The sequence below is a fragment of the Pseudoalteromonas sp. G5_S1_14_S5 genome, assembly GCF_054968605.1.
In genome coordinates this window covers 1-249 of sequence record NZ_JBQKUM010000275.1, presented here as the reverse complement: position 1 = coordinate 249, position 249 = coordinate 1, and the positions used below count along the sequence as shown (strand labels likewise).

Genomic DNA, 249 nt, shown 5'->3' with positions numbered 1-249 from the left:
TTCTCAATTATGTCAGTAAAGAGCTACGCTGCTATTTTCCTAAACTGCTCAGCTACACGCGATTCCTCGGTGTTACTGCAAGCGCTGTTATTCCTATGTGCTCTTATCTCACTTCCAAATTGGGCAAGCCAACAGGTATTCAATTTATTGATTCAACAAAATTGAAGTCTGTCATATCATCAGAGCTAAGAGAAACAAGGTGTTTGACGGCATTGCCTGTCATGGTAAGGGAAATATGGGATGGTCGTT

The 249-nt window shown here is 41.4% G+C and carries 1 pseudogene; it reads left to right on the top strand.

Annotated features, from left to right (window positions below):
• Positions 1–249, top strand: a pseudogene (locus ACTRWI_RS22865) (transposase); the annotation flags it as partial.